Origin of the sequence: Amycolatopsis sp. SB7-3, assembly GCF_041021335.1 — a bacterium.
In the GTDB taxonomy this organism is placed as follows: Bacteria; Actinomycetota; Actinomycetes; order Mycobacteriales; family Pseudonocardiaceae; genus Amycolatopsis; species Amycolatopsis japonica.
Window position 1 is genome coordinate 2,587,012 of sequence record NZ_JBFPJQ010000001.1, and the last position, 25,424, is coordinate 2,612,435.

24 protein-coding genes are annotated in these 25,424 nt (G+C 68.6%); 18 read left to right on the plus strand and 6 right to left on the minus strand.

All coding sequences use genetic code 11. The annotated features are described in order from the left end of the window. Positions 1-35: 35 nt before the first annotated feature. A complete protein-coding gene (locus tag AB8M46_RS12660; RefSeq protein WP_125731611.1) occupies positions 36-650 on the minus strand; it encodes a hypothetical protein in 615 nt (204 codons plus the stop codon). A gap of 172 nt (positions 651-822) precedes the next feature. On the opposite strand from AB8M46_RS12660, the gene AB8M46_RS12665 reads away from it, so the two are divergent. From AB8M46_RS12665 to AB8M46_RS12680, 4 genes are all read left to right on the plus strand, one after another. Beyond that, positions 823-1,398, plus strand: a complete 576-nt coding sequence (locus AB8M46_RS12665) for a Uma2 family endonuclease (RefSeq protein ID WP_394360346.1) — start codon at positions 823-825, stop codon at positions 1,396-1,398. Positions 1,399-1,554: 156 nt separating this feature from the next. Continuing rightward, complete coding sequence (locus AB8M46_RS12670; RefSeq protein ID WP_394360347.1) at positions 1,555-2,115, plus strand: copper resistance protein CopC; 561 nt, start codon at positions 1,555-1,557, stop codon at positions 2,113-2,115. Positions 2,116-2,160: 45 nt separating this feature from the next. Further along, positions 2,161-2,670, plus strand: a complete 510-nt coding sequence (locus tag AB8M46_RS12675; RefSeq protein WP_037333490.1) for a SigE family RNA polymerase sigma factor — start codon at positions 2,161-2,163, stop codon at positions 2,668-2,670. Continuing rightward, the gene (locus AB8M46_RS12680) at positions 2,667-3,416 is read left to right on the plus strand and encodes a hypothetical protein (RefSeq protein WP_394360348.1); all 750 of its coding nucleotides are present in this window, start codon (positions 2,667-2,669) and stop codon (positions 3,414-3,416) included. The genes AB8M46_RS12675 and AB8M46_RS12680 overlap by 4 nt, the downstream gene beginning before the upstream one ends. Positions 3,417-3,488: 72 nt before the next feature. Here AB8M46_RS12680 and AB8M46_RS12685 read toward each other — a convergent pair whose 3' ends face one another. Together AB8M46_RS12685 and AB8M46_RS12690 are read right to left on the minus strand one after the other, a co-directional pair. Continuing rightward, positions 3,489-4,448, minus strand: coding sequence for a Gfo/Idh/MocA family protein (locus AB8M46_RS12685; protein ID WP_037333486.1), 960 nt, complete (start codon positions 4,446-4,448; stop codon positions 3,489-3,491). Further along, positions 4,445-5,551 carry a DegT/DnrJ/EryC1/StrS aminotransferase family protein gene (locus AB8M46_RS12690; RefSeq protein ID WP_037333484.1) on the minus strand — a complete coding sequence of 369 codons (1,107 nt, stop codon included), beginning with the start codon at positions 5,549-5,551 and terminating at the stop codon, positions 4,445-4,447. Before AB8M46_RS12690 ends, AB8M46_RS12685 begins: the two co-directional genes overlap by 4 nt. Positions 5,552-5,709: 158 nt before the next feature. On the opposite strand from AB8M46_RS12690, the gene AB8M46_RS12695 reads away from it, so the two are divergent. Genes AB8M46_RS12695 through AB8M46_RS12725 form a run of 7 tightly spaced genes read left to right on the plus strand, consistent with a single transcriptional unit; the run spans position 5,710 to position 12,121 of the window. Next, entirely contained in the window at positions 5,710-6,441 is a 732-nt protein-coding gene (locus AB8M46_RS12695; RefSeq protein WP_378415568.1) for a UDP-N-acetylglucosamine acyltransferase, read from the plus strand. Positions 6,442-6,451: 10 nt separating this feature from the next. After that, a complete protein-coding gene (locus AB8M46_RS12700; RefSeq protein WP_037333479.1) occupies positions 6,452-6,691 on the plus strand; it encodes an acyl carrier protein in 240 nt (79 codons plus the stop codon). Then, entirely contained in the window at positions 6,691-7,416 is a 726-nt protein-coding gene (locus tag AB8M46_RS12705) for an SDR family NAD(P)-dependent oxidoreductase (protein ID WP_020632875.1), read from the plus strand. Before AB8M46_RS12700 ends, AB8M46_RS12705 begins: the two co-directional genes overlap by 1 nt. Then, a complete protein-coding gene (locus AB8M46_RS12710) occupies positions 7,416-8,825 on the plus strand; it encodes an AMP-binding protein (RefSeq protein WP_394360349.1) in 1,410 nt (469 codons plus the stop codon). Before AB8M46_RS12705 ends, AB8M46_RS12710 begins: the two co-directional genes overlap by 1 nt. Continuing rightward, positions 8,822-9,874 carry an acyl-protein synthetase gene (locus AB8M46_RS12715; RefSeq protein ID WP_037333474.1) on the plus strand — a complete coding sequence of 351 codons (1,053 nt, stop codon included), beginning with the start codon at positions 8,822-8,824 and terminating at the stop codon, positions 9,872-9,874. The genes AB8M46_RS12710 and AB8M46_RS12715 overlap by 4 nt, the downstream gene beginning before the upstream one ends. Next, positions 9,871-11,115, plus strand: coding sequence for an acyl-CoA reductase (locus AB8M46_RS12720; protein ID WP_394360350.1), 1,245 nt, complete (start codon positions 9,871-9,873; stop codon positions 11,113-11,115). The genes AB8M46_RS12715 and AB8M46_RS12720 overlap by 4 nt, the downstream gene beginning before the upstream one ends. Positions 11,116-11,149: 34 nt before the next feature. Beyond that, a complete protein-coding gene (locus AB8M46_RS12725; protein WP_350593959.1) occupies positions 11,150-12,121 on the plus strand; it encodes a lysylphosphatidylglycerol synthase transmembrane domain-containing protein in 972 nt (323 codons plus the stop codon). A gap of 381 nt (positions 12,122-12,502) precedes the next feature. Here the strand turns inward: AB8M46_RS12725 and AB8M46_RS12730 are convergent, their stop codons facing one another. Continuing rightward, the gene (locus tag AB8M46_RS12730) at positions 12,503-14,440 is read right to left on the minus strand and encodes a DUF6541 family protein (RefSeq protein ID WP_394360351.1); all 1,938 of its coding nucleotides are present in this window, start codon (positions 14,438-14,440) and stop codon (positions 12,503-12,505) included. Positions 14,441-14,700: 260 nt separating this feature from the next. Between AB8M46_RS12730 and AB8M46_RS12735 the strand changes: the two genes are divergently transcribed. From AB8M46_RS12735 to AB8M46_RS12745, 3 genes are read left to right on the plus strand one after another with little or no spacing between them, the layout of a single operon-like run. Beyond that, the gene (locus AB8M46_RS12735) at positions 14,701-16,311 is read left to right on the plus strand and encodes a hypothetical protein (protein ID WP_394360352.1); all 1,611 of its coding nucleotides are present in this window, start codon (positions 14,701-14,703) and stop codon (positions 16,309-16,311) included. After that, a complete protein-coding gene (locus AB8M46_RS12740; protein WP_394360353.1) occupies positions 16,308-17,744 on the plus strand; it encodes a hypothetical protein in 1,437 nt (478 codons plus the stop codon). The genes AB8M46_RS12735 and AB8M46_RS12740 overlap by 4 nt, the downstream gene beginning before the upstream one ends. A 53-nt stretch (positions 17,745-17,797) precedes the next feature. Next, positions 17,798-18,532, plus strand: coding sequence for a lysophospholipid acyltransferase family protein (locus AB8M46_RS12745; RefSeq protein ID WP_394360354.1), 735 nt, complete (start codon positions 17,798-17,800; stop codon positions 18,530-18,532). 10 nt (positions 18,533-18,542) lie between these two features. On the opposite strand, the gene AB8M46_RS12750 is transcribed toward AB8M46_RS12745, so the two are convergent. Then, positions 18,543-19,358 carry an HAD family hydrolase gene (locus AB8M46_RS12750; RefSeq protein ID WP_235213196.1) on the minus strand — a complete coding sequence of 272 codons (816 nt, stop codon included), beginning with the start codon at positions 19,356-19,358 and terminating at the stop codon, positions 18,543-18,545. A 66-nt stretch (positions 19,359-19,424) separates the two neighbouring features. Here AB8M46_RS12750 and AB8M46_RS12755 point away from each other — a divergent pair, with 66 nt between their 5' ends. After that, positions 19,425-20,318, plus strand: coding sequence for an LLM class flavin-dependent oxidoreductase (locus AB8M46_RS12755; RefSeq protein WP_038507518.1), 894 nt, complete (start codon positions 19,425-19,427; stop codon positions 20,316-20,318). 279 nt (positions 20,319-20,597) lie between these two features. On the opposite strand, the gene AB8M46_RS12760 is transcribed toward AB8M46_RS12755, so the two are convergent. Then, positions 20,598-22,607, minus strand: coding sequence for a DUF6541 family protein (locus AB8M46_RS12760; protein WP_394360355.1), 2,010 nt, complete (start codon positions 22,605-22,607; stop codon positions 20,598-20,600). Positions 22,608-22,688: 81 nt separating this feature from the next. Here AB8M46_RS12760 and glf point away from each other — a divergent pair, with 81 nt between their 5' ends. From glf to AB8M46_RS12775, 3 genes are read left to right on the plus strand one after another with little or no spacing between them, the layout of a single operon-like run. Continuing rightward, entirely contained in the window at positions 22,689-23,915 is a 1,227-nt protein-coding gene (gene glf / locus AB8M46_RS12765) for a UDP-galactopyranose mutase (protein WP_394360356.1), read from the plus strand. After that, the gene (locus AB8M46_RS12770; protein ID WP_037333445.1) at positions 23,908-24,423 is read left to right on the plus strand and encodes a phosphatase PAP2 family protein; all 516 of its coding nucleotides are present in this window, start codon (positions 23,908-23,910) and stop codon (positions 24,421-24,423) included. The genes glf and AB8M46_RS12770 overlap by 8 nt, the downstream gene beginning before the upstream one ends. Then, the gene (locus tag AB8M46_RS12775; protein ID WP_037333443.1) at positions 24,420-25,379 is read left to right on the plus strand and encodes a decaprenyl-phosphate phosphoribosyltransferase; all 960 of its coding nucleotides are present in this window, start codon (positions 24,420-24,422) and stop codon (positions 25,377-25,379) included. Before AB8M46_RS12770 ends, AB8M46_RS12775 begins: the two co-directional genes overlap by 4 nt. The last annotated feature ends 45 nt before the right edge of the window (positions 25,380-25,424 follow it).

A 25,424-nucleotide genomic window follows, 5' to 3' on the forward strand; every position in this document is an offset into this window, starting at 1 on the left:
CGAGCCGATGGGCGATCAGCCACGCGTTTTCCGGCTCAGAGCCGTTCCGCGAGCAGCTTCGCGATCGCTTCGTAAACGTCCGCGCGGTTCTTCGGGAGATCGACGAGGGCGAGCCGGACCTGTCCGTTGCTGCGCTTGCCGACGACCACGATCGCCCTCGTGAAATCCTTGTCCTGCTCGCAATGGGCTGTCTTGTCCCCCACACCGCCGACGGTCGTGATCGGCTCGCGGCAGAACGCCTTCATCGTGTTGTCCACCGCCGTGACACTTTCCGCGCCGATCTCCGGCGCCACGGTGATGTGCAGCCGCGGCGCGCCGTCGGGCGACTGATGGATGTCCTCGTAGAGGCAGCTGTACCGCTTCTCGGTGCCTTCCACGTCCGCCGGCTGTTCCTGCGCTCGGATCTCGGCCGACGTGCCGATGATCTGCGCGAGTTCACCGACGGCGATGAACGGGCAAGCGTCGGTGACCGTGGCGGGTGACACGGGGATCGGCGTCGTGGGCGTGGCGGCCTTGAATGTCGTGGGTGTGGCGGCCTTGAACGAGGAAGACGGAGTCGTTTTCGAGCGGATCGGGATTTCGATCTCGATGGAACAGGCCGTGGCGAGGAAGAGCAGGCCGACGGTCAGGAACCCCCAGGTTCTTCTCATGCTTGAAATCTAGCTGAGCAGCGAAAATGGTGGGATCACGATCGGATTTCCCGGCGCAGGAGTTGCTGCCGGGCAACTCCTCACCGTAATGGTGTGTCACTTTCCGTGGTGCTACGTTCTCGGGGAAACCGTGGGAAGATGGTCTGGTGATCACCGGCGAAGGAGGAGTTCGATGAGTGTCGTGCACTGGCCTCACCGCCTCCTGACGCTCGACGACTGGGCCGCGTTGCCGGAAGACCCGGAACACCGCGCAGAAGTCGTCGAAGGAGTGCTGGTCGTGACCCCTCGGCCGATGTCGTTCCATCAGCTCGCGGTCACTCGCCTGGGCTACCTGCTCAACGAACAGCTGCCTGAAGCGCTTATGGCTCTTTCGGAAGCCGAGTTCATCGTCTCGGAACTCCCGTTGACGATTCGAGTCCCGGACGTTCTCGTCGCGGCGACTGAGCTCGTGGAAGGAAACCCGGCACGGTACGCGGCTCAAGACGTGCGGCTCGTCATCGAGGTGCTGTCCGAGGGAACCGTCCGCACCGACCGGGTCACCAAGTTCTCCGAATACGCCGAAGTCGGCATCGAGCACTACTGGATCGTCGACCTCGAAGACCCGGCGAGCATGACCACGTACCGCCTGATCGACGGCGAGTACGAGAACTTCGGCGAGCACACCGGCAAGGTGAGCCTCGACTTCGACGGCACTCCGCTCACGCTCGACCTCGACGCGCTGACCACCCGCCACGCGCAGCGCCCCTGAATGTCATGAACGGCCCTTTCCTGACGAAAAACGTCAGGAAAGGGCCGTTCATGACATTCGGCCAAGCCGCAGGGCCGATCCCGAGCCGGAACCAACGCCCTTCCCGGCCCGACTACTAGGCTCGGCGGGGGAGTTCCCCGGTGAGAAGGGTGTCTGATGAGGTTCAAGCGGTTCGGTGCGTCGTTGCTGGTCACCGGGTTGGCCCTGCTGGGCACCGCGTCCCCGGCGCTGGCCCATTCGGAGCTGAAAAGCAGTGATCCGGCGAGGGGCGCTTCGCTGGCGACGCCCCCGACGCAGATCAAGCTGACCTTCTCGGGCCCGGTCACCCTCGCCGACGAGAACCCGATCCAGATCACCGGCCCCGAGAACGCGTCGTGGACGGTCGGCCGCGCGGAGGTCGCCGGAACGGTCGTCACGGCGCCGGTCCAGGCCGTCGGCCCCGCGGGCGAGTACACGCTCCGCTACAAGGTCACCTTCGAGGACACGCACGCCACGAGCGGCTCCGTGAAGTTCAACCTCAGCGCGCCGGCACCGAGCCCGACGAGCCAGGCCCCGACGAGCAGCCCGGCTCCGGCCAGTAGCGCGGCCCCGGCACCGCAGGCCGGCGAGACCACTCCAGAAGACCTCGTGCCGTCCTGGGTGTGGATCGTCCTCGCGGTGGCCGTGGTCGTGGCGGGGATCGTCGTCGCGCTCCGGTTCACTCGCCGGAAGGACTAAGCAACCTTTCAGGTGGTCAACCGTCGAACGAAGATGAGGACCAGGGTGGCTCGCGGCGATGACGAGTTCGTCGAGTTCGTGCGGAACTCGGCGACGCGTCTTCAGCATGCGGCCTTCCTGCTCACCAGCGACCGTCATCAGGCCGAGGACGCCACCCAGACGGCGCTCGCCAAGACGTACGCGGCCTGGTCGCGGGTACGCCGCAAGGACGCTTACGCGTACGCGAGGCAGGTGCTCGTCAACCACGTCATCGACGGCTGGCGGCGCCCGATCCGCGAGAACGCCACGGAGGACATCCCCGAGCAGCCGAGCGGCATGGACGTCGCCGGTGCCGTCGTCCAGCGGAAATGGCTGCTTGACGCGTTGCGTACGCTCACAGACCGGGAGAGAGCCGTCGTGGTGCTCAGGCACTTCTTCGACTTGAAGGAATCCGACGTGGCGGGCGAATTGGGTGTCTCGGTCGGCACCGTGAAGAGCACCAATTCCCGCGCCCTGACCAAGCTGCGGATCACCGCGGAGGACGGAACGGAACTGATCGGGGGGCTGGGACGATGACCGACCTCGAGACGCTGCGTTCGGCTTTGCGGGAACCGCCCGCCGAAGGGTTCGTCGAGCCCGATCTCGGCGCGATCATGACCAAGGGCAGGCGTATCCGCCGTCGCCGCCGTCTCGCGACCGGCGCGGGCGGGGTCGCCGCCGCCGTGGTGACGGTGCTGGTCATCGTCGGCGCGGTCGCGCTGAGGGAGCCCGCCCAGCAGCCGCTTCCGCCCGCCGCGAGCGCGCCCGTCGCGTCCGTCCCCGCTCCGGTACCGGTACCGGCACCGGCGAGCACTTCGATCACGGCGGCCCCGTCGGACGCTCCGTTCGGGGACGTGATCCCGCTCGGGTACAGGGGCGAAGATGGCCGTGAGCTGGTGATCTACGCGTCCGAGATCGACGAGCCGTCGATGCCGGACGTCCGGTTCGGTCTGCAGGTCGCGTACCGGACCGGCGCGGGCGAGTACGAGGCGCTCCTGGCCGCCAACGAATTCAAGGGTTCAGACCGGTCGTTCGGCTTCCACGCCGTGGACGGCGGCGACGTGATCCGGGGCACGTTCGTGCCGGTGTTCGGCTACTTCTCCGGTCCGGCGGTGCGGGTCACCAGCACCGTGCGCGGGAAACCGGTCGAGGCCAAGGTGATCCCGTGGAGTGAGGATCCGTCGGTCGTCATCTTCTGGTTCAGCCCCGGCCAGGTGGAGTCGCCGTACGTGCTGACCCCGCTCGTCGCGTACGACGCGAAGGGCCAGCGCCTCACCAAATAACGCAATCAGTCCTCTGGATGCGGTACTTGCACACGCAACTACCGCATTCAGAGGACTGAATGCGTGAAAGGGTCAGGCCGCGGCCTGCGTCAGCACCTGGTCGACGACGGCGTGCGACGGCAGGATCAGGTCCCGCTCGACGTCCACGTCGACCTTGCCTTCGAGCAGGTCGACGAACCGGTCCAGCTGCGTCGCGAGCGGCTCGCGCGCGGTGACCAGTTCCGGGATCTCGATGACGGTCTGCTGCCGGTAGCCGAGGCCGTCCTCGGTGACCGAGTCGTGCGAGACGTGCCGGTAGATGGTGACGTCGCGGCGCAGCAGGTCGATCTCGATCATGCGGTCCAGTTCGGAAACCCACAGCGAGCGGACCTTGCGCTGGCCGAGGCGGGACGCCGAAACCGTGGCGAGCCCGGACTCGAACGACAGCACCGTCTCGATGGTGTCCTCGGCGCCTTCGACGGAGCTCGGGTGGAAGTAGCCGGCACCGGAGGCGACCCGCTGCGGGGTCGCGCCGCCGAAGAACTGGATCGCCAGGTCGACGTCGTGCACCAGGAGGTCCCACGCGACACCGGTCTTGATCCGCGGCGCGTACGGGCCGTGGCGGCGGGCCATCAGGTGGATCGGCTCGTTGACCAGCGCCCGCGCGGTCATCACGGCCGGGTTGTAGCGCTCCAGGAGCCCGCACATCAGCGGGATGTCCTTCTTCGCCGAGAGCCCGACGATCTCCTGGGAGAATTCGAGGCTGTTGCACACCGGCTTCTCGACCAGCATCGGCTTGCCCTGGCCCAGGATCTCCTGCGCCAGCTCGTAATGCGCCTCGGTGGCCGAAGCGAGCACGACCGCGTCCACATCGGACAGTGAGCCGATTTCGGGCGTCCACTGGGTTTCGTAGCGATCGGCGACCTTGCGGCCCGCCTCTTCGCGCGGGTCGATCACGCGGACGAGGTCCACGCGCTCGTTCGCGGCGAGGACACGGGCGTGCAGCGAGCCCATGTTCCCGGTGCCGATGAGGGCGATCTTGTGGGTGGTCATGCGCCGAGTACCTCGCGAACCGTTTCGATGATGGTGTCCAGGTCGGACTCGGAAAGGTGCGGGTGCACCGGCAGGGAAAGCGCCTGCGCGGCGACGGAAGCGGCCACCGGGAAGTCCTCGACCTTCGCGTCGGGGATCAGCGGGTTGTTCCGGTAGCAGTCGTAGTCGAAGACGATCTTCGGGTAGTAGATCCCGTTGCCGATGCCCCGCTCGGTGAGCGCGGCGGCGAGCTCGTCACGCGAGAGGAAGGCGTGCGGGCCGACCAGCACGGTGTACTGGTGCCACACGTGTTCGCGGCCCGGCAGGACCTGCGGGATGTCGAGACCCGGGGTGCCGGCGAGGCCTTCGGAAAGGCGCTTCGCGTTGGCCTGGCGGGCGGCGGTGAGCTGGTCCAGCTTCTCCAGCTGCGGGATGCCGACGGCGGCGTGCAGGTCGGTCATCCGGTAGTTGTGCCCGGCGACCTCGTACTGGTACCGGGCGCGCATGCCCTGGTTGCGCAGCACCCGCAGGCTGTCGGCCAGCTCGTCGTCGTCCGTGGTGATCACGCCGCCCTCGGCGGTGGTCACGTTCTTGGTGGCGTACAAGGAGAAGCAGCCGATCCCGAAGGAACCCGACGGCTTGCCCTGGAACGACGCGCCGACGGCCTGCGCGGAGTCTTCGATGATCTTGAGACCGTGCTCGGCGGCCAGCGGCGCGAGCTTGCCCATGTCGGCCGTCTGCCCGTAGAGGTGCACGGGCATGAGGACCTTGGTGCGGTCGGTGATCGCGGCCGCGACGGCGTCCGGGTCGATCGCGAAGTCGTCGCGCCGGATGTCGGCGAAGCGGACGGTCGCGCCGGCTTCCAGGATCGCGTTCAGCGTCGCCACGAAGGTGAACGGCGAGGTGACGACCTCGTCGCCCGGCTTCAGGTCGAGCGCCTGGATGGCGGCGACCAGCGCGGTGGTGCCGTTGTTGACGGCGATCGCGTGCTTCGTGCCGGAAACGCTCGCGAACGCGTCCTCGAAGCGCTTGACCATCGGTCCCTGTGCGATGGCGCCGGATCGCAGCACCTCGACGACGAGGTCCTCCGCGTCACGGACGTCGACCACGGTAATGGGGATCATCTGCAAGTCTCTCTCGACTGGGCGTTCTGGTGCGTCCGGTACAGTGAGCCGCCGGTTCTGCGCCCGGCCGCCCCCTCTGGCGCGGGCCACACGTTACCGGGACCGCCGAAGCGCCCATTACCCCAGGCTGCCTCCAGCCACAACGAACGGATCTTCACGTGGTGAACCGCATCCACCCGACAGCAGTCATCGGCGAGGGTGTCGAGCTCGGCGACGACAACGTCATCGGACCGTTCACGGTCATCGTGGGCCCCACCCGGATCGGGGACGGCAACTGGATCGGCCCGCACGTGACCATCGGGACCCCCGGCGAGGACCGCGGCCGCGAACACCCCGCCGCCTGGGAAAGCGCGCCGAACGGTGATCCCGATCACGACGGCCACGGTGTCGTCATCGGCAGCCGGAACCGGATCCGCGAGTACGTCAGCGTCCACCAGGGCACCTGGCGCACCACCACCATCGGCGACGGCGGCTACTTCCTCCGCGGCTCGCACATCGCCCACGACTGCCTCGTCGAGGACGCCGTCACGGTCGCCTCGAACGTCATCACCGGCGGCCACTGCCACATCTGGTCCGGGGCGAACCTGGGCATGGGCGCGATCCTGCACCAGCGGGTCGTCATCGGCCCCGGCGCGATGGTCGGGATGAGCTCCGCGGTCCGCAAGGAGGTGGGCGCGTTCACCATCGCCGTGGGCAACCCCGCGCGGGTGACCGGCGTCAACACGGTGGGCCTGTCCCGCCGCGGCCTGGACGAGGCCGCCATCGAGGCGCTGGGACCGTGGCTGAAGGGTAAGGCCGGTCTCCCTGAGGACGGGCTGGCCGACCGGCTGCCCGGCGACCTCTCTACCTTGGTGAAGGCGTGGGACGCCCGTCCACGCGACGAGCATTAGGAGTACGGACATGGCGGAAGTCGCCGGCAAGCTGCGTGAGGTCTTCGTCGAGGCGCTGGACCTCGACGGCGAGGTCGACGTCGAGAACCTGAAGTACCGCGACATCGAGGCCTGGGACTCGGTCGGTCACATGGCGCTGGTCGCGGCCATCGAGGACGAGTTCGATGTGGAATTCGACACCGACCAGGTGATCGACATGTCCAGCTTCAAGGTTGCCGTCGACATGGTGACCGACCTCCAGAACAAGTGATGCTGGACGGCAAGGTCGCCCTGGTCACCGGGGGTACCCGGGGTATCGGGCTGGCCACCGCGCGGGCGCTCGCCGAGGCGGGCGCCACCGTCGTGCTGACCGGCCGCGACGAGGCGAAGGCCAAGGAAGCGGCGGCCGCGGCGGGGGCCGCGAGCGGGCTCGCCCTGGACGTCACCGACGCCAAGGCCGTGTCGACGCTGGTCCGCGGGGTGGCCAAGGAACACGGCAAGCTCGACATCGTGGTCGCCAACGCCGGGATCATGGAGGACGCGCTCCTCGGCATGATCCGCGAGGAACTGGTCGACACCACGCTGAGCACGAACGTCGCCGGCACACTGCACACCGTCCAGGCCGCGGCCAGGGCGATGATGCGCAAGAAGACCGGCGCCATCGTGGTGCTCGCTTCGATCGTCGGCGAGCACGGAAGCGCCGGTCAGACGGTGTACGCGGCCTCGAAGGCGGCGGTGGCGAACATCGCGCGTTCGGCCGCGAAGGAACTCGGCCGGTCCGGGATCCGGGTCAACGCGGTGGCGCCCGGCGTCATCGACACCGACCTGACCTCCGGCCTGACCGAGGACGCCAAGGCCGAGAACATCGGCAAGACCCCGCTCGGGCGCCTCGGGACGCCCGAAGACGTGGCGAACGCGATCCGGTTTCTCGTCAGTGATGACGCTTCGTTCATCACCGGGCAGGTGCTGGGCATCGATGGAGGATTAGTTCTCTGATGACCCTTCTGGGTGTGGGTGCGCGACTGATCGACGTCACGAGCGGCAGGACGCTCGAGGGCGAGGAACTCGACACCGAGGTCACCCGCGTGGGTGCCGCGTTGTCGCTGCTGCCGCCGGGCGCGCTGTTCGCGCGCATGTCGGTGGACCTCTCCAGCGTCCTGAACTACCTCGGCGCGTTCGAGGCGGGCCGCGCGATCGCGCTGATCGACCCGGCGCTGGACGCCGACGTCCTGGCGGGGCTCATCGAGCGCTTCCGCCCGGCCGCCGTGCTGTCCGCGCCGGACGCGCCCGCCCCCGAGGGGTACAGCGTCTCCGACGGCCACTGGGTCCGGGAGTCCGCCGAAGGGGTCGAGCCGCATCCGCATCTCGCGGTCCTGCTGCCGACCAGCGGTTCCACCGGGAATCCGAAGCTGGTCCGGCTCTCCCGTGGCGCGGTGTACGCCAACGCCGACGCGATCGCCGAGGTGCTCGGTATCGACCGCCACGAGATCGCGCCGACCAGCCTCCCGCTGCACTACAGCTACGGCCTGTCCGTGCTGAACTCGCATCTCGTCCGCGGCGCGACCGTGGTCATCGAGCCCTCCGGCGTGCTCGGACGCGGGTTCTGGGACGCGGTCAACGAACACAAGGTCACCTCGCTCGCCGGGGTGCCATACCACTACGAGATGTTGCGGCGCCTCAAGTTCGACCCGGCGAAGTACCCGACGTTGCGCACGCTGACCCAGGCGGGCGGCAAGCTGCGCGACGATCTCGTCGCCCAGTTCAACGACAAGATCCGCGAGGTCGGCGGGCGGATGTTCGTGATGTACGGGCAGACCGAGGCCGCCCCGCGGATGACCACCGTCCCGGCGGAACGGCTCGCGGAGAAGCTCGGTTCGGCCGGGCCCGCGCTGCCCGGCGGCTCGTTCGCGATCCGGCGCGAGGACGGTTCCGAGACCACGCATCCGAAGATCGTCGGCGAGGTCGTCTACCGCGGGCCCAACGTGATGATGGGCTACGCCGAGGACGAGGCCGGGCTGGCCGCGGGTGACGAATACGGTGGCGTGCTGGCCACCGGCGACCTCGGGTACCTCGACGAGGACGGGTTCCTCTACATCACCGGACGCCTCAAGCGGATCGGCAAGGTCTTCGGCAACCGGGTCAGCCTGGATGATCTCGAGCACGCCGTGCGTTCGGCTTCGGTGGGGATCGACGTCGTGGCCGCCGTCCCGGCCGGGGACAAGGTCGTCCTGTTCGCCGAGTTGCCCGAGGGCGACGGAGCCAAGGCCATCTGCAAGGACGCCGCGAAGGCGCTGTCCGAGCGGCTGCACCTGCACACCAGCGGGTTCGACGTCCGCCCCATCGACACCGTGCCGTTGCTCGCCAGCGGCAAGATCGACTACCGGTCGCTGGAGGCCCAGGTATGAGTGTGTTCACGCTTTCGCAGGCCGAGCGCGAGAAGCATCTGCTTCCGCAGCTCGCCGAACTGACCGCGCACCACCGCGAGAACTCCGAGGGCTACGAGCGCATCCTGTCGTCGCTCGGCATCGCGCGGGACGCTTCGTTCAGCTCCATCGCGGATCTGCCGTGGCTGCCGGTGCGGATGTTCAAGACGCACGACCTGCGCAGCATCCCCGAGTCCGAGATCTTCAAGACGCTGACCTCCTCGGGCACCACCGGCGCGGGCGCCTCCCGGATCTACCTGGACAAGGACGCCGCCGGCGCGCAGACCAAGCAGCTCGGCGCCACCCTTCAGGAAGTCCTCGGCGGCGAGCGCCTGCCGATGCTGATGGTCGACACGATCGGCATCATCAAGAACCGCCGCTCGTTCTCCGCGCGCGGTGCGGGCGTGCTGGGCATGGCGAACTTCGGCCGCAAGCACACCTACGTGCTCGACGAGAACGACCAGCCGGACGTCGAGGCGGTCAAGACGTTCCTGGCGACCTACGGCGACAAGCCGTTCCTGATCTTCGGCTTCACCTTCATGGTGTGGCAGTACCTCTACGAGGTCGCCCGCGAGCACGAGCTGGATCTCTCCAACGGGATCCTGATCCACTCCGGCGGCTGGAAGAAGCTGATCGACCGCGCGGTGGACAACACCGAGTTCCGCCGCCGCTTCAAAGAGGACACCGGGCTCACCCGAATCCACAACTACTACGGGATGATCGAGCAGATCGGCACCGTGTTCCTCGAAGGACCGTCCGGGAACTCGTTGTACTGCCCCGATTTCGCCGACGTGGTGATCCGGAACCCGGAGACCTGGGAAGAGCAGCCGGTCGGCGAGCCCGGGGTGATCGAGGTCGTCAGCACGCTGCCGCGTTCGTACCCCGGCCACGTCCTGCTCACCGAAGACCTCGGTGTCTACAACGGGATCGACGACGGCGACTGGCCGGGCAAGCACTTCTCGGTCATGGGCAGGCTGCCCAAGGCCGAGGCCCGCGGTTGCTCGGACACCTTCCAGGGAGCGGCGGCATGAGCACGGTCAACCAGCGTTTCCCGCTCGGCGACGCGATCGAGGTCTCCTCGCTGGTCGAGGAGCTGCGGGCCGAACCCGTCGGCGGACGGCTCCGCGTCGGCGACCCGCGTGTCGTCGAGTTCCTGACGAAGTTCGCGCGCAAGCTGCTCGCACCCGCGACGGCCCGTCGTTTCCCGGAGCTGGCTTCGCTGGGTTTCTTCCTGCGCAAGGGAGAGATCGCCAAGGCACTGTCCACTTTGGAGACTTCCGGCGACGCGCTGCGCTTCCCGCGCGGGCTGGTCTTCCACGTGCCGCCCGCCAACGTCGACACAATCTTCGTGTACTCGTGGGCGCTTTCGGCACTGGCGGGCAACCACAACGTCGTCCGTGTCTCCTCGCGTTCGGCCGGTGCCGCCGAAACGGTGCTGGAAGCACTGAACGCCGCACTGTCCGAAGTGGACGCCGACACCGCCGCCGCGATCACCGCGACGCAGCGCATGGTCACCTACGACCGCAGCGACGCGATCAGCGGCGCGCTGTCGGTCGCCGCGGATCTGCGGGTGATCTGGGGCGGCGACGCCTCGGTCGCCGCGCTGCGCAAGTACCCGCTCGCGCCGCACGCCCGCGACCTGACCTTCCCGGACCGGTCGTCGTTCGCGGTCGCGTCGGTGCGCGGCTGGCAGAACGCCTCCGAGGCCGAGCGCCGCGGTGCCGCCGAGGGTTTCTACAACGACTCGTACTGGTTCGACCAGGCCGCCTGCTCGTCACCGCGCGCGGTGTTCTGGGTCGGCGAAGAAGACGGCGCCCGCGAAGCAGGGCAGGAGTTCCGGAAGCTGCTCGCCGAGGTACTGGCGACGAAACAGCACGTCACCGAGCCCGCCATGGCCGTGCAGAAGCGGGTTTCGGCGTACGGCGCGGCCGTCGACGGGCTCGTCAGCGGCATCGAGTTCCAGGGCAACGGCATCGCGACCCTGGAGCTGGCCGACCCCGCCGTCCTGCCACGCGAATGGCTCGGCGCGGGCACTTTCGCCAACGCGCGGGTCGACACGCTTTCCGACCTCGTCCCGATCGTGCTCCGCAAAGATCAAACCGTCGGTCAATTCGGCTTCACCAAAGAAGAATTGACGGAATTCGTGACGGAATTGGCCGGCCGTGGCGTCGACCGGGTCGTTCCCTTCGGCTCGGCCCTGACGTTCTCCGCGATTTGGGACGGCTACGATCTGCTGACCGAGTTCAGCCGCTTGGTGACCGTACAGGCCTGACCTGCGGTGACGAGGTAGCAGCAGAGGAGGTTCAGTGACGACGGTCGAAACGCCCGAAGAGGACACTTCGGTTTCCGTAAAGCAACCGAAATCCACCAAGGCGAAGATCCTCGACGTCGTCCGCTGGGTCGCCATCCTGCTGGTCGTCGGTTTCGCGGCGAAGACACTTGTCACCAATTGGGGTGAATTCTGGCGGACCTTGTCCGAGGTCGCGTGGGAATCCTCCACGTTGAGCCTGCTCGCGCTCATCGCCGCGATCATGGTGTCGACCTACGGCTGGCAGGTCATGGTCGACGACCTCGGCAAGCCGATCGGCTACGCCCGCGGCGCGCAGATCTGCCTGGTCGGCTCGCTCGGCAAGTACGTGCCGGGTTCGGTGTGGGCGTATCTGCTGCAGATGGAGCTGGGCCGCAAGGCCGGGCTCGCCAGGGCCCGGATCTTCACCGGCTCGCTGATCCAGCTCGGCGTCGGCGTGGTGTCCGCGCTGGTCGTCTCGCTGCTCGCGGCCCCCGCGGTGTTCAGCAACAGCCCGCGGGCGATGTGGCTGTTCGTGCTCATCCCCGTCGGGCTGGCGATGCTGCACCCGCGCGTGCTCACCTGGGGCACGTCGCTGGTGCTGCGGATCCTGCGCCGCCCGCCGCTGGACCACCGGCTGAGCTGGTCGGTCGTCGGGAAGGTCTTCGGCTCGTCGACGGCCGCGTGGGCGCTGCAGGGTGTCCACCTGTGGCTGCTGGCGAACTCCGTCGGCACGCCGGGCTTCAGCGGTTTCGTGCTGTGCGTCGGCGCGATGGCGGTCGCGATGACCGTCGGGACCTTCGCGTTCATCCTGCCCAGCGGGGTCGGCGTCCGCGAGGTCGCGCAGGTCGCCGTGTTGACCGCGTCGGGCCTCACCGTCGTCCAGGCGACGGCCTTCGCCATCGCCTCGCGGGTGATGTTCACCGTCGCGGACCTGATCACCGCCGGCGGTGCCGCCCTCTCGGCCCGCCTCGTCACCTCCCGCGTTTAGTCCTCTGAATGCGGTCGGTGTAGCTGGTCGCCACTCACGAGACGTGCCCATCGCTTCGGCGGTTGTGCGTGTCTTAGGGGACGGCGCGTGTGACCAGGTGGACGACACGTGTGACTGGATGGACGACACGCCTGTCGCCGGGGCCTGGCCCCGAGTCGTCCGCCTGATCACGCGTGTCGGCCATCCAGTCACGCGAGATCGCCACCCGCGCAGCGGCAGAGGCAACTGAGACAGGGTCGGTACTAACCCGAATCTCCACTCACGACCCTTATCCGGCCGGGGTTGAAGGCTCCCTTCGTCGCATCAGACGCGGTGAAGGGAGCCTTCAGCCCATGCACGGCGACTGCCCACGCGACTACCGCATTCAGAGGACGAAATGCGTCAGGGGTTCAGCCGGTAGATCACCGCGTCGGGGTTCCGGTACACCTCGGTCACGAAGTTCAGCCCGTCCAGATCGCGCAGGCCCGCCTGGCGCAGGGCACCGGTCGGGTAGCCGTACTGCCCGAGGATCACCCAACGCACGTTCAGCCGCGCCACCGCCGCCCGCACCTGGGCGTTCGACGGGTACTCGCGGAAGTGCCACTCCAGCAGCCGCGCGTCCGACGGCGACAGCGTCTCGTCGAAATGCCCGGAAGTCGTGCGGACGCCGGAGAGCGCGTAGGTCCACACCGTCCCGTCCAGGCGGTCGTTCAGCGCGCGCTCGCCGGGCTTCGCGAACTCGGCGAGCTTCTCCATCGCGACGACCTCGTCCGGGCTCACCGGCAGTTTGTGCTGGTCGATACCTGGGGTGTTCGCGTAGCCGGGCGCGACCTTCGCCGCGTTGGACGGCGCGTAGAAACCGTTGCTGAGGAAGGCGAACGCGCCGAATACCACCACCGCGACGGCGAACGCGGGCACCTTGCGGTGCGCGATGTTGTCCCGCAGCCACGCCTGCGTCTCGGCGAGGCCGTGCGCCGCGATGATCGACAGCGGGATCGCCGCCATCGACATGAACCGGTACGGGTCGTTCCACCACGGCCGGGACAGCGCCAGCACGAGCGGCTGCTCGGACGACGTCACCGCGATGTAGGCGAGCCCGGTGATCAGCGCCGTGACCCCGATCCAGCGCAGCGCGCCCGCGCGCGAGAAGAAGATGAAGCCCAGCAACAACGCCACGGAAAGCCAGATCTGCGGATACGGCTCGTGATGCTGGAAGCCGAGCAGCGCGCCGAGCGCGGTCGTCGCCCGCCATTCGACCGGCCAGCTGCGGTAGGGCACTTCGCCGCTCGCGAGCCCGATCGCGCCGAACAGCTGCAGCCACGCCACGAGGATCGCGACTACCCCGACGATCGCCAGCGCGCGCAGGTCACGCCCGATCCGCCGCCACCGTTCCCCGGGCGCGATCCACCGCTGCAGCAGGAGCGGGCCGGCGAACAGGATCGCGCCGAACAACGCCGACGAGTGCACGCACAGCAGTCCGACGGCGCTCACCAGCAGCACGAATCCGGTGTCGGGGGCGGGACGGTCGAGGTACCGCTTCACCGCGACGGCGGCCAGCGGCGTCAGCGCGAGGCCGAGCAGGAACGGGAGCAAAGGTCCCCTGCTCATCGATTCGTACAGGCCCATCACCGGCGCGATCGAGACGAGGGCGACGGCACCCGCGAACACCGCGCGTCCCCGGAACACGCGCACCATCGTGACCAGCGACAACGCCAGGAGCGCGGGCAGCAGCGCGGTGTTCACGTCCAGGGCCAGCGGGATGGTCGCCGGGCTCAGCAGGTACACCACGGACGCGAGCAGGTGGTACGCGTTGGGGTAGAACACCGGCGCCGCGTCGCCGTACCAGTTCACCTCGCCGGTGCCGAACAGGCTGCCGTCCCCGGTTTCGGCGATCTGCCGGACGCCGTTCGCGTGATACACCGCGTCGAACCCCTGCGGGATGGCGTCCAGCCTGCCCATTCCGCGGATCACCGCGTACATCCCGACGGCGGCCGCGAGCAGCAGGCACGCCCCGACGGCGAGGTGCCCGGAGCGTCCCCACAGTGGTTCTTCCGGCGCGGGCGGCCACCGGCGCAGCGTGAGCCGCCGCAGGCCGAACGCGACCCCGGCGAACAGCACCGTCGCGACCGCGTACGTCACGGGAGTGAACGGCAGCCCGAGCGCGGCCGCCCACGGTCCCGCGAGCCCGCCGATGGCGTAACTCAGCAACGGCGTCATCCCCGCGAGCACCCAGCCGCGCAGACCGGCGGCGAGACCGGTGAGCAGACCGGGAAGGCCGATGACGAGCAGCGCGACGACCATCGTGAGGACGTCGGCCGACAGGGAGGTGTGGGTGGGCACGGGCTACCTCGGCTGGGGAATCCGCACAGAACCCCCGAGGTGCGGAACGGAATGGGAAGCCAGATTAACCACCGGGGACCGATACCCGAAGGAGGCACATCCCGACGGGGAAAACCGCGTGCCTCCGTTTACTCGGCGCACACGTCGATCGCCCATTCGTGTCAATTGGCTGCGCCGAAAGAAACACCTTGGCGCGGTGATCGATACTTGACCGTAGTCTTTTCGCATACGGAGCGCTCGGCCCGGGAGGGTGGGATCAGGTGGTGGTCGCGCTTGTCGTCGCCTGGTCCGCGGTCGCGATCTTCGTGCTGGTGGCCTGGCCCAAGATCGGCGCGGACAAGGGCCGGCGCGCCGGCGCGCTGATGCTGATCCTCGGCTTTTCGCTGGTGCACCAGCTAGTGTTTTCGACCATCGCGGAAGACGCGTACATCACCTTCCGATACGCCCAGAACATCGCCGACGGCAATGGGCCGGTGTTCAACACCGGCGAGCGGATCGAGGGGTACACGAATTTCCTCTGGATGATCGTGATCGCGTTGCCGAAAGCCGCTTTCGGGGCCGATATCGAGACCTCCGCCGTCGTACTCGGCATTCTCGCCACGCTCGGCGCCGTCCTGCTCGCGTACGTGACGGTGAACCGGGTGGTCGCGCGGGCCGCGGGTGAGCCGCGGCCCGCCTACGGGGTGGCCGCCGCGGTGCTCGTCGCCGGTGCCGGAGGCCTCGCCGCGTACGGCGGCTCCGGTACCGAGACGCCCTTGTTCGTGCTGCTCGTGTTCGGCGTCTTCGCCGCGCTCGCGGCCCGGCGGCCGGTGGTCGCGGGGGTGCTCGTGGCCTTCGCGATGATGACGCGTCCGGCGGGGATCCTGCTCGCGGTGCTGGTGGGCTGCTGGCTGGTCGTCGCCGCGCTGCGCGGCCGGTACACCTGGTGGTCGCCGGTGGGCTGGCTGCTCGGCGGGCTCGTCTTCGCCGCGCCCTGGACGGCCTGGCGGGTGACCTATTACGACCATGTCCTGCCGACCTCGGTCGTCATCCCCTTCGACCTCGACCTCCAGTCCCGGATCGACCGCGGGTGGCAGTACCTGTCGGGTTTCTCCGTGGTCCACCAAGGATTCCTGCTGCTCGGCCTGATCTCGGTGGTGGCGCTGTCGCTGCGCCGCACCGGCCGGACCCCGCACGAGGCCGAAGCCCGGTCGCTGATCTGGCTGATGCTCGCCACCGCCGTCGCGCTCACCGGGTTCGTGGTCTTCTTCGGCGGCGACGCCGCGCCGGCCTGGCGGTTGCTGGCGCCGATCCCGCCGCTGCTGTCGGTGGCGGCGGTGTCGGTCTACGGCGTGCTGACGGTGGCCGCGAAGCCGAGCCCCCGGCCTCGGCCGCCGATTCAACGGCTGATGCCCGCCGCCGCGGTGGCACTATCCGGGCTCGCGGTGCTGGTGTCGGTGTTCAGTCCGGAGATGCTGGGCCGGGTGCGCGCCTGGCACGACCACGGCGCGCAGATGGAGGAGATCGGCCGCTGGCTAGACGCCTACCTGCCGCCCGGTTCGGTCGTGAGCACGTCGGCGCCCGGCGTGCTGTCGTATCACGCCGGGACGCAACTGCAGATCGTCGGCGTCCGCGGCCAGACGGAGGAAGCGGGCGAGGCCGTCGTCTCGCGGCGCCATCCGACGATCGCCGTCATCACCGACAGCGGCTATTCGGCGAAGCAATCCTGCGTGATCGACCCGGCGTACGCGGCGAGGTACCGCGTCGCGACCTTCGCGCGTGAAGGAAGCTCGTCGTGGATCACCGTGTTCCTGCGGGCGGACGTCGAGCGGGTGGTCAGGGCGGCCCTCGACCGCTCACCCGATTTCCGCCACGTACCGTGCCCTGCGTGAGTGTCGTTTCCCCCAGCAGACCGGCAGCGCTCGAAGCATCGTCGCGCCTGTTCGGCGTCGGCGTTTTCGCCGCCGCGCTCACCGTGCTGCTGGCTCGTTTCCTCGTGCCGAGGCCGGTCGGGATGGCCGACAACGGTGACGGTTTCCGCGTGCTGTGCGGCGCGGGCATCCCGTGGAAGGGCAAGCCGGAGGGCTTCGTCCACCTCGCCTACACCGTCCCGGCAGGCGAATGCGACGCCACCTACCTCCTGACCCAGAGCTGGTTCGCGCGGATCGCGCGGTCGATCGGCGGCGTGCTCGGCCTCGAATCGACGCTCAGCCTGGTGGTGCTCGGCGTGCTCACCAGCGTCCTCGCCGCCGCGGCGGTCGCGCTCATCGTCGTCGGGCTGCCGTACTCGCGCCGCGTCCGCGGCTTCGCGGCCGTCGGGCTGCTGCTCGTCGTCGCGGACTCGGCGTTCTTCGGCTACTTCGCGTCCGTGCTCGGCGAAGGCGCCGCGTTCCTCGGTCTCCTGCTCGCCGTCGGCGGTCTCCTGGTGTCCGCGAGGCCGGACTGGTGGCGCTACGCGGGCTTGGCCGTGCTGCTCTTCGGTGGCGTGATCGCGGTCAACGCCAAGGTCCAGACGCTGATGATCCTGCCGTTGCTCGCGCTCGCCGCGCTGCTCGTCCGCCCGGCGGGCGTCCGCGGCCTGAAGCGCTGGCTCCCCGTCGTGTTCGTCATCGGCGCGCTCGCCGGGGGAACGGCCTACGCCCAGCAGACCGTCGAGCCCGCGAAGCTGCCCGACGGCTCTCTCGCCGCGCGGCCGGGCGACGATTCGCGCGAGATCAACATGTTCAACACGATCTTCTTGACCATTGTGGACGGTCGGCACGACACCGAAGCCGACCTCGCCGCGTTGGGATTGCCCGCCTCGTTCGGCCAGTACGCGGGCAACGGCTGGTGGCATCCGAAGCCCGCGACACTGGATCCCGAGTACCCGAAGTACCGCGAGCAGATCAGCAGGCGCAACGTCGTCGAGTACTTCGCGACGCATCCCTTCCGCACCGTCGAGATCCTGGACCGCGCGGCGGGCGATCTGCTCACCGCGCGGCCGCCCTACCTCGGCAGCTTCGACCAGTCGGCCGGCTTCGCCCCGGAATCGCAGGAATATCGCGTCCCGATCGTCTCGACCGCGACGAAACTGCTGGCGCCACTGGGTTTCTTCGCCCTGCTGCCGATATGGGCCCTGATCGCCTGGCGTGGCTGGAAGACCCGGCGCACCGCGGTGGGTGTCGTGCTGGGCTTCCTGCTCGCCGTGGCCGCCGGGCAGTTCGTGCTGGCGGCGCTGGGCGACGGGCTGGAGAACGTCAAACACCAGGTGATCGCGCTGTACTGCACGCTGCTCGGCGTCGTCCTGGCGGTGGTGACCTTCGCGCGTCAGGAGCGCTCGGAGTGATGTGACCTACGCGACCGTAGGTTGGTTACCCTACGGTAGCGTAACCTGAACGAATGGCTGAGCTCGTTTACCCGCCCGTCATCATGGCGGCGAAGTTGATGTTCCGGGTGCTGGACAACCGCATCCGGGTGGAGGGGACCGAGCACATCCCGTCGAAGGGCGGGGCGGTCATCGCCTGCAACCACGTGAGCTATCTCGACTTCATCTTCTGCGGGCTCGGCGCGCAGCCGGCGAAACGCCTGGTCAGGTTCATGGCGAAGAAGGAGATCTTCAGCAACCGCATCGCCGGACCGCTCATGCGCGGCATGCACCACATCTCCGTCGACCGCGGCGCGGGTCTCGCCTCGTACCGGGAAGCCGTCGAGCGCCTGAAGGCAGGGGAGGTCGTCGGCGTGTTCCCCGAAGCGACGATCAGCCGGTCGTTCACCGTGAAGGACATCAAATCCGGTGCCGTCCGGATGGCCGCCGAGGCGGGTGTCCCGGTCGTGCCGATGGCGCTGTGGGGCACGCAGCGGCTGTGGACCAAGGGGCGCCCGAAGGACCTCACCAAACGCCACGTGCCGATCTCGATCCTCGTCGGCGAGCCGATGCACCCGAAGGCCGACGAAGACGCGGAAGTCCTTTCGAAGGACCTTCGCGTGCGGATGTCGGCGCTCGTGGACCGCGTCCAGGCCGACTATCCGGAGAAGCCCTCTTCCGACGACGAGCGCTGGTGGCTGCCCGCGCACCTCGGCGGCACCGCGCCGACGCCGGAAGAGGCCGCGAAGCTCGACCGCGAAGGCCGCTAGCCAGGTCGTCTCAGAACCAGCGTTCGAGCACCTGCGCGACGCCGTCCTCGGAGTTCGGCCCAGTCACCTCGTCGGCGACGTCGAACACGTAGCGATGCCCGTTGGCCATCGCGACACCGTGACCGGCCCAGCCGAGCATCTCGACGTCGTTGGGCATGTCCCCGAACGCGATCACGCGCTCGGCGGGCACGTCCAGCCGCTCGCAGACCTCGGCCAGCCCGGTCGCCTTCGTGATGCCGTGCGCGGCGACCTCGATCAGCCCGGTGTCGGTCGAGTAGGTGATGTCGACGGAGCCGTCGAGCACCTCACGCGCCGCCCGCGCCATCTCGTCGGAGCTCATCCCACGTCTGCTGATCAGCAGCTTGATCGCCGGATGCCCGATCACCTCGGCCCGCGGCGCCTCCGCGCCCTCGTGGTTGCCCCACGGATTGTGGTAGTCGGGCTCGATCACGAAGCTGCGTACGCGCGGGTCCTGCGCGGACTCGCCGACCCGTTCCGCGGCGAACCGGCAGCCGGGAAGGGCGTGATCAAGAGCACTCACGGTGTCGTGCAGCAGTGCCGGTTCGAGCTGGCCGTGGACCGCCACGATCCGGTCCGTCCCGATCTCGTAGAGCACCGCACCGTTCGCGCAGACCGCGTAACCGGTGAGGCCCAGCGGGTTCGCGATCGGGGCGATCCAGCGCGGCGGACGGCCGCTGGCCAGCACGAAGGGGACTCCGTCCTCGGTCACCCGCCGGACGATGTCGATCGTGCGTTCGGACAGGACCTCCAGCGGGGCGAGCAGGGTGCCGTCGACGTCGGAGGCGATCAAGAGGGGCTTTTCCACCGGCACATTGTCCCCGAAGATCCGCCCATCGGGCGAAGTGTCGGTCTGGACCAGTACCTTCCCGGTGTGCGCGTAGGCATCGTGATCCTTCCGGAAGATCGTTGGTGGGCGGCCGAGCCGAAATGGCGGGCCGCCGAGGAGTACGGCTTCGACCACGCTTGGACGTACGACCACCTCGGCTGGCGGACCCTCGTCGACGGCCCGTGGTTCAGTGCGATGCCGACGTTGACGGCGGCCGCGATGGTGACGTCGCGGATCAGACTGGGCACCTTCGTGGCTTCGCCGGTCGCCCGGCATCCCGTGCCGTTCACCCGCGAGCTGACCACCCTCGACGACATCTCCGACGGCCGCTTCATCCTCGGCGTCGGCGCGGGCGTCCCGAACACCAACTACGACGCCACCGTGCTCGACGGTCCCGAACTGTCGGTCAAGCAGCGCACGGACCGTTTCGCCGAGTTCGTCGAAGCGCTCGACGGGCTCTTGATGACCGACGGCTTCGACTTCGAGGGCGAGTACTACCGGGCCAAGGGCGCGCGGAACCTGCCGGGCTGCGTGCAGCGGCCGCGGCTGCCGTTCCTCGTGGCCGCGAACGGCCCCCGCACGATGACGCTCGCCGCGCGGTTCGGCGCGGGCTGGGCCACCACCGGCGTCAAGGCGGATACCCAGGACGAGTGGTGGAAGGGGGTCGCGGAGCTCGTGAAGACCTTCGACGAGCGACTCGACGCCGTGGGCCGGGACAAGGCGAGCGTGCAGCGGTTCCTGAGCCTCGACGCGGCGCCGGTCTTCTCCCTCGAGAGCGTGGGCGCGTTCACCGACGCGGCCGGACGGGCCGGTGAGCTCGGGTTCACCGACATCGTCACGCATTGGCCGAGGTCCGGCGATTACTACGTCGGCCGCGAGTCGACGCTCGAAGAGGTCGTGAGCGACGTACTCCCGGTACTCCAGGGAAGAAGCTCTTAGGCCGATCGGGTGACGTTGGCGAGCCGGGTAAACCGGTTCCGCCCAGTAGTCGTCTGAAGAACAAGTACAGCGAGTGGGTGTGGCCGACGACGGCTGCCCCTCATGGGTCACCCCGGGGGTGAATGGGGGACGAAAGGCTCGCGTGGTCGCGGCAGGGGCAGTCCGCGACCACGCGAGCCTTTTATCTGTGGATCGCCCGATGCAATGAACGGTCCTTTCCTTGCAAATTTCGCAAGGAAAGGACCGTTCCTAGCACGCGTGGGCCGCGCGAAGCAGCCGTCAGCGAGTCAGCGTGTAGATCGAAGCGCCCGCGTTGGAGAAGTCCTTCCGCAGGAAACCCAGCCCGTCCAGATCCCGCAGCCCCGGCGCCGGCGGTTCGCCGATCTTGATCGGGGTGCTCCCGATCAGCACGTGCTTGATGTTCAGCCGCCGCACCGCGGCCCGCACCTCGGGGTCGGTGTCGTAGTCGCGGAAGTGCAGCGCCAGGTACTTCGCGTCCGGCGGCGGCACGCCCGGGTCGTAGTGCCCGGCGACCGGGTGGATCCCGGTGATCGCGTACAGCCACGCAGTCCCGTCGAAGCGCTCGTTGAGCACCTTCTCGTCCGGTCCGATGTTCATCTTGGTCAGCTCGTTCATCGCGGCCAGTTCGTCGGCGCTGACCGGCGGCGTGACCTCGCCCTCGGGCCCGTTGTAGTACAGGAACGACACCGCGTGCGCGTTCGACTCGGTGTAGAAACCCTTGGTCAGCACGGCCGACGCGGCCACGACGAACACGGCGGTCGCCAGCCCCAGCCTGGCGGGCAGCGCGGGACGGCTCTTCACCCAGGACCGGCCGCTCGCCCACTTCGCGAACCAGCGCTGCAGCTCCGCCATCCCGTGCCCGGCGAGCAGGCACAGCGGGATCGCGGCGAGCGCCATCAGCCGGTACCGGTCGTTCCACCACGGCCGCGACAGCGAGATCACCCACGGTTCGGCGCCGAACGAGGCGACCAATACGAACAGCGCCGAGAAGCCGATCGCCGAAAGCCCCACCCAGCGCATCCGCCCGAGCCGGAACAGGCTCAGCACGCCGATCACCAGCAGCACCGTCAGCCACACCTGCGGCGCGCTCAGCACCTGCCGGAAGGTCACCAGCAGCCCCAGCGACTTCAGCACCGGCAGGTCCGAGCCCCACGCGTAATAAGGGTATGAACCCGAAGTGAATTTCAGGGCGCCGAGGATGTGCGGTGCCGCGAGCAGCCCGCTGCCCGCCATCACCGGCACCATCTTGACGACGTCGCCGCCGATGACCCGCCAGCCGCCGCGCCCCTCGGGAACGCCGTCGAGCGGCTTGTGCCGCAGCGCGCGGTACCAGCGCTGCACCACCAGCGGGAAGGCGAACAGCAGCGCGCCGAACAGGGCCGACGAATGCGCCGCCAGCAGGCCGACCGCGGTCAGTGCGAGCACGTAACCGGTGTCGAGGCCGGGCCGCGCGAGGAAGCGGGCCAGCGCGACCACGGCCAGCGGCGTCAGCACGATCCCCAGCGCGAACGGCAACAGCCCGCTGGACACCGACTCGTACGCGCCGGTGGTGGCCGCGGCGGCCACCAGCGCCGTGCAGCCCGCGAACACCGCGCGCCCGCCGAGCTGGCGGATCAGGGCGACCATCGACAGCGCGAAGATCCCGGCGACCGGCATGGTGATGGCGTTCAGCGTGACCGGGATGGTCGTGCCCGAGATCGAGTACACGAGCGAGCCGACCAGGTGATACGCGTTCGGGTAGAACGAGCCGTCCGGGTACCAGTTGATGGTGCCCATCCCGGTCAGCGAGCCGTCGCCGGTCTCGGCGATGTAGCGGATGCCGTTCGCGTGGAACACGGTGTCCCAGCGCTGGAACACCGCCGTCGTGCCGCCGCGGGCCGAGAGCACCACGAGGATCGAGATGCCGACGGCCAGCGCGACGCAGGCCGCGACGGCGTAGTGCGCGCGCGGGTGCCACTTCGTCGGCGGTTCCTCGGCGCCCGGCTTGATCCAGCCGCGGCTCTGTCCCAGCTTGCGGAGGCCGAAGCCGATCCCGGCGAGCAAGGCCGTGACGGCCGCCACGGTCAGGGGGTTGTACGACACGCCCGCGAGTGCCAGCCACGGACCGGCCAGTCCGGTTACCGTGTAGGACAGCAGCGGGGCCAGCCCCGCCAGGGCCCAGCCACGCAGGCCGGCGGCACGGCCGACGAGCCCGCCGGGGACCGCGAGGACGGCCAGGTAGGTGAGGGTCGCACCGAAATACGACCAGAAGGTGTCCGGAGTAGGCACTGCTTCCTAAATGTGTCTGTCGAAGGTGAAAACCGGTGCTCGCTGCAGGGCACGGAGTCGACGTGCGTACCCTCGACGCCCGTGAGCGCGCACACGAACCCCGACAAGATTACTGAAGCCGATTTCACCGGCTACGACCTCATCGTGGTCGGGTCCGGATTCTTCGGGCTGACCGTCGCCGAACGGGCCGCGGCCGAGCTCGGCAAGAAGGTCCTCGTGCTGGAGCGGCGTCACCACATCGGTGGCAACGCCTACTCCGAGGCCGAGCCCGAGACCGGGATCGAGGTGCACCGCTACGGTGCGCACCTGTTCCACACCTCCAACAAGCGTGTGTGGGAGTACGTCAACCGCTTCACCGACTTCACGAACTACCAGCACCGGGTGTTCGGCAAGTACCAGGGTCAGGTGTACCCGCTGCCGATGAACCTGGCGCTGATCAACCAGTTCTTCGGCAAGTCGCACACGCCGGACGAGGCCCGCGAGCTGATCGCCAAGCAGGCGTCGGAGTTCGAGACCGCGAACGCGCAGAACCTCGAGGAAAAGGCCATCTCGCTGATCGGCCGCCCGCTCTACGAGGCGTTCATCCGCGGCTACACGGCCAAGCAGTGGGAGAACGACCCGAAGAACCTCGGCGCCGACATCATCACGCGGCTGCCGGTCCGCTACACCTTCGACAACCGCTACTTCAACGACACCTACGAGGGTCTGCCGGTCGACGGCTACACCGCGTGGCTCGAGAAGATGGCGGAGCACGAGAACATCGAGGTGCGGCTGAACGTCGACTACTTCGACGTCCGCGAGCACATCCCCGCCGGCACCCCGACCGTCTACACCGGGCCGCTGGACCGCTACTTCGACTACTCCGCGGGCCGCTTCACCTGGCGCACGGTGGACTTCGAGTCCGAGGTCGTCGAGACCGGTGACTTCCAGGGCGCCTCGGTCGTCAACTACAACGACGAAGAAGTGCCCTACACCCGGATCATCGAGTTCCGGCACTTCCACCCGGAGCGCAAGCACTACCCGAACGACAAGACGGTCGTGTTCCGCGAGTACTCCCGCTTCGCCGGCGAGGCCGACGAGCCGTACTACCCGATCAACACCCCGGAGAACCGCGAGAAGCTCGAGGCCTACCGCGAGCTGGCGAAGGCCGAGGCCAAGAACAAGAACGTGCTGTTCGGCGGCCGTCTCGGTACCTACAAGTACCTCGACATGCACATGGCCATCGGTTCGGCGCTGTCCGCGTTCGACAACAAGATCGCGCCGCACCTGACCGATGGCGCGCCTCTGGACGGGTCCCTCGATGCTTGAGAAGGGCGCACCCACGGGTGAGGTAGCCGTCCTGGCCAAGGCCCAGGGCGTCCTGAAGAGCGACGTCACGGTGAAGGCGGCACGCGGTCTTTCGCACTTCGGCGAGCACAGCGCGGGCTGGTTCGCGCTGGGGCTCGTCGGGGCCGCGGTCGACAAGAAGCGCCGCAAGGACTGGCTGGTCGCGGCGGCGGGCGTCGTCGGCGCGCACGCCGCGTCCATCGCGGTGAAACGCGTGGTCAGGCGGCCGCGACCGGACCACCCGAGCGTCGAGGTCCTGGTCTCCACGCCGAGCAAGCTGAGCTTCCCGTCCTCGCACGCGACCTCGACTACGGCGGCGGCGGTGCTCTACTCCGGATTGACCGGGCGTAACCTGGTCCCGGCCCTGGTACCGCCGATGCTGGCCTCCCGGCTCGTGCTCGGCGTCCACTACCCGACCGACGTTCTGGCCGGAGCGGCCCTTGGGGGCGTAGTCGGCGGCTTGATACGTAGGAAGCTGAAGCGACGATGAGTGAAACGACCGAGAAGGCCGATTCCAAGCCTGACGACGTAGAACCCGTGGCCGAGGCCGCCGAAGGAAAGAAGGTCGCCGGCGGTCTCGTCGGCGGCATCATCAAAACGGCACGCCCGCGCCAGTGGGTGAAGAACGTGCTGGTGTTCGCCGCACCGTTCTTCGCCTTTTCGAAGTCGACGGACCGGACCGGCCTGCTGATCGCCGCGCTGATCGCCTTCGCGGCGTTCTCGCTGGTGGCCTCCTCGGTCTATCTCATCAACGACGCGATCGACGTCGAGGCCGACCGGGCGCACCCGACCAAGCGGAACCGGCCGATCGCGGCCGGGATCGTGCCGGTGCCGGTGGCGTTCGTCGCGGCGGGCGTGTTCTTCGCCGCCGGCCTCGGCATCTCGTTCTTCGCCAGCTGGCAGCTCGCGGTCGTGCTGGCGGTCTACGAGGCTGTCCAGCTCGGCTACTGCTTCGGGCTCAAGCACCAGCCGGTGGTCGATCTGGCCATCGTCGGCTCGGGCTTCCTGATGCGGTCGATCGCCGGTGGTGTGGCCGCCGGTATCGCGCTTTCGCAGTGGTTCCTGCTGGTCACCGCGTTCGGCTCGCTGTTCATGGTGGCGGGCAAGCGCTACGCCGAGATCATGCTCTTCGAGCGCACCGGGGCGAAGATCCGGTCTTCGCTCAAGAAGTACTCGGCGAGCTACCTGCGGTTCGTCTGGGCGACGTCCGCGGCGATCCTGATCATGTCCTACTGCCTGTGGGCCTTCGAGATCCGCCAGGTCGAGCACGACTCGGTCTGGGCGGTCGTCTCGATGGTGCCGTTCGTGGTGGCCGTCCTGCGCTACGCCGTCGACGTCGACGGCGGCAACGCGGGCGAGCCGGAGGAGATCGCGCTCAAGGACCGCGTGCTCCAGGTGCTCGGCGCGAGCTGGGTCATCACGCTGTTCCTGTCGTTCTATCTCTGATTCGACAGCTCACACACAGCGCATCCATAGGAAGCGCACGCATCC

What these genes read in the sequence shown, in the direction of transcription:
- AB8M46_RS12660 (WP_125731611.1), bottom strand. Translation starts at nt 650, where the DNA reads ATGAGAAGAACCTGGGGGTTCCTGACCGTCGGCCTGCTCTTCCTCGCC.
- AB8M46_RS12665 (WP_394360346.1), top strand. Translation starts at nt 823, where the DNA reads ATGAGTGTCGTGCACTGGCCTCACCGCCTCCTGACGCTCGACGACTGG.
- AB8M46_RS12670 (WP_394360347.1), top strand. Translation starts at nt 1,555, where the DNA reads ATGAGGTTCAAGCGGTTCGGTGCGTCGTTGCTGGTCACCGGGTTGGCC.
- AB8M46_RS12680 (WP_394360348.1), top strand. Translation starts at nt 2,667, where the DNA reads ATGACCGACCTCGAGACGCTGCGTTCGGCTTTGCGGGAACCGCCCGCC.
- AB8M46_RS12685 (WP_037333486.1), bottom strand. Translation starts at nt 4,448, where the DNA reads ATGACCACCCACAAGATCGCCCTCATCGGCACCGGGAACATGGGCTCG.
- AB8M46_RS12690 (WP_037333484.1), bottom strand. Translation starts at nt 5,551, where the DNA reads ATGATCCCCATTACCGTGGTCGACGTCCGTGACGCGGAGGACCTCGTC.
- AB8M46_RS12700 (WP_037333479.1), top strand. Translation starts at nt 6,452, where the DNA reads ATGGCGGAAGTCGCCGGCAAGCTGCGTGAGGTCTTCGTCGAGGCGCTG.
- AB8M46_RS12705 (WP_020632875.1), top strand. Translation starts at nt 6,691, where the DNA reads ATGCTGGACGGCAAGGTCGCCCTGGTCACCGGGGGTACCCGGGGTATC.
- AB8M46_RS12710 (WP_394360349.1), top strand. Translation starts at nt 7,416, where the DNA reads ATGACCCTTCTGGGTGTGGGTGCGCGACTGATCGACGTCACGAGCGGC.
- AB8M46_RS12715 (WP_037333474.1), top strand. Translation starts at nt 8,822, where the DNA reads ATGAGTGTGTTCACGCTTTCGCAGGCCGAGCGCGAGAAGCATCTGCTT.
- AB8M46_RS12720 (WP_394360350.1), top strand. Translation starts at nt 9,871, where the DNA reads ATGAGCACGGTCAACCAGCGTTTCCCGCTCGGCGACGCGATCGAGGTC.
- AB8M46_RS12745 (WP_394360354.1), top strand. Translation starts at nt 17,798, where the DNA reads ATGGCTGAGCTCGTTTACCCGCCCGTCATCATGGCGGCGAAGTTGATG.
- AB8M46_RS12770 (WP_037333445.1), top strand. Translation starts at nt 23,908, where the DNA reads ATGCTTGAGAAGGGCGCACCCACGGGTGAGGTAGCCGTCCTGGCCAAG.
- AB8M46_RS12775 (WP_037333443.1), top strand. Translation starts at nt 24,420, where the DNA reads ATGAGTGAAACGACCGAGAAGGCCGATTCCAAGCCTGACGACGTAGAA.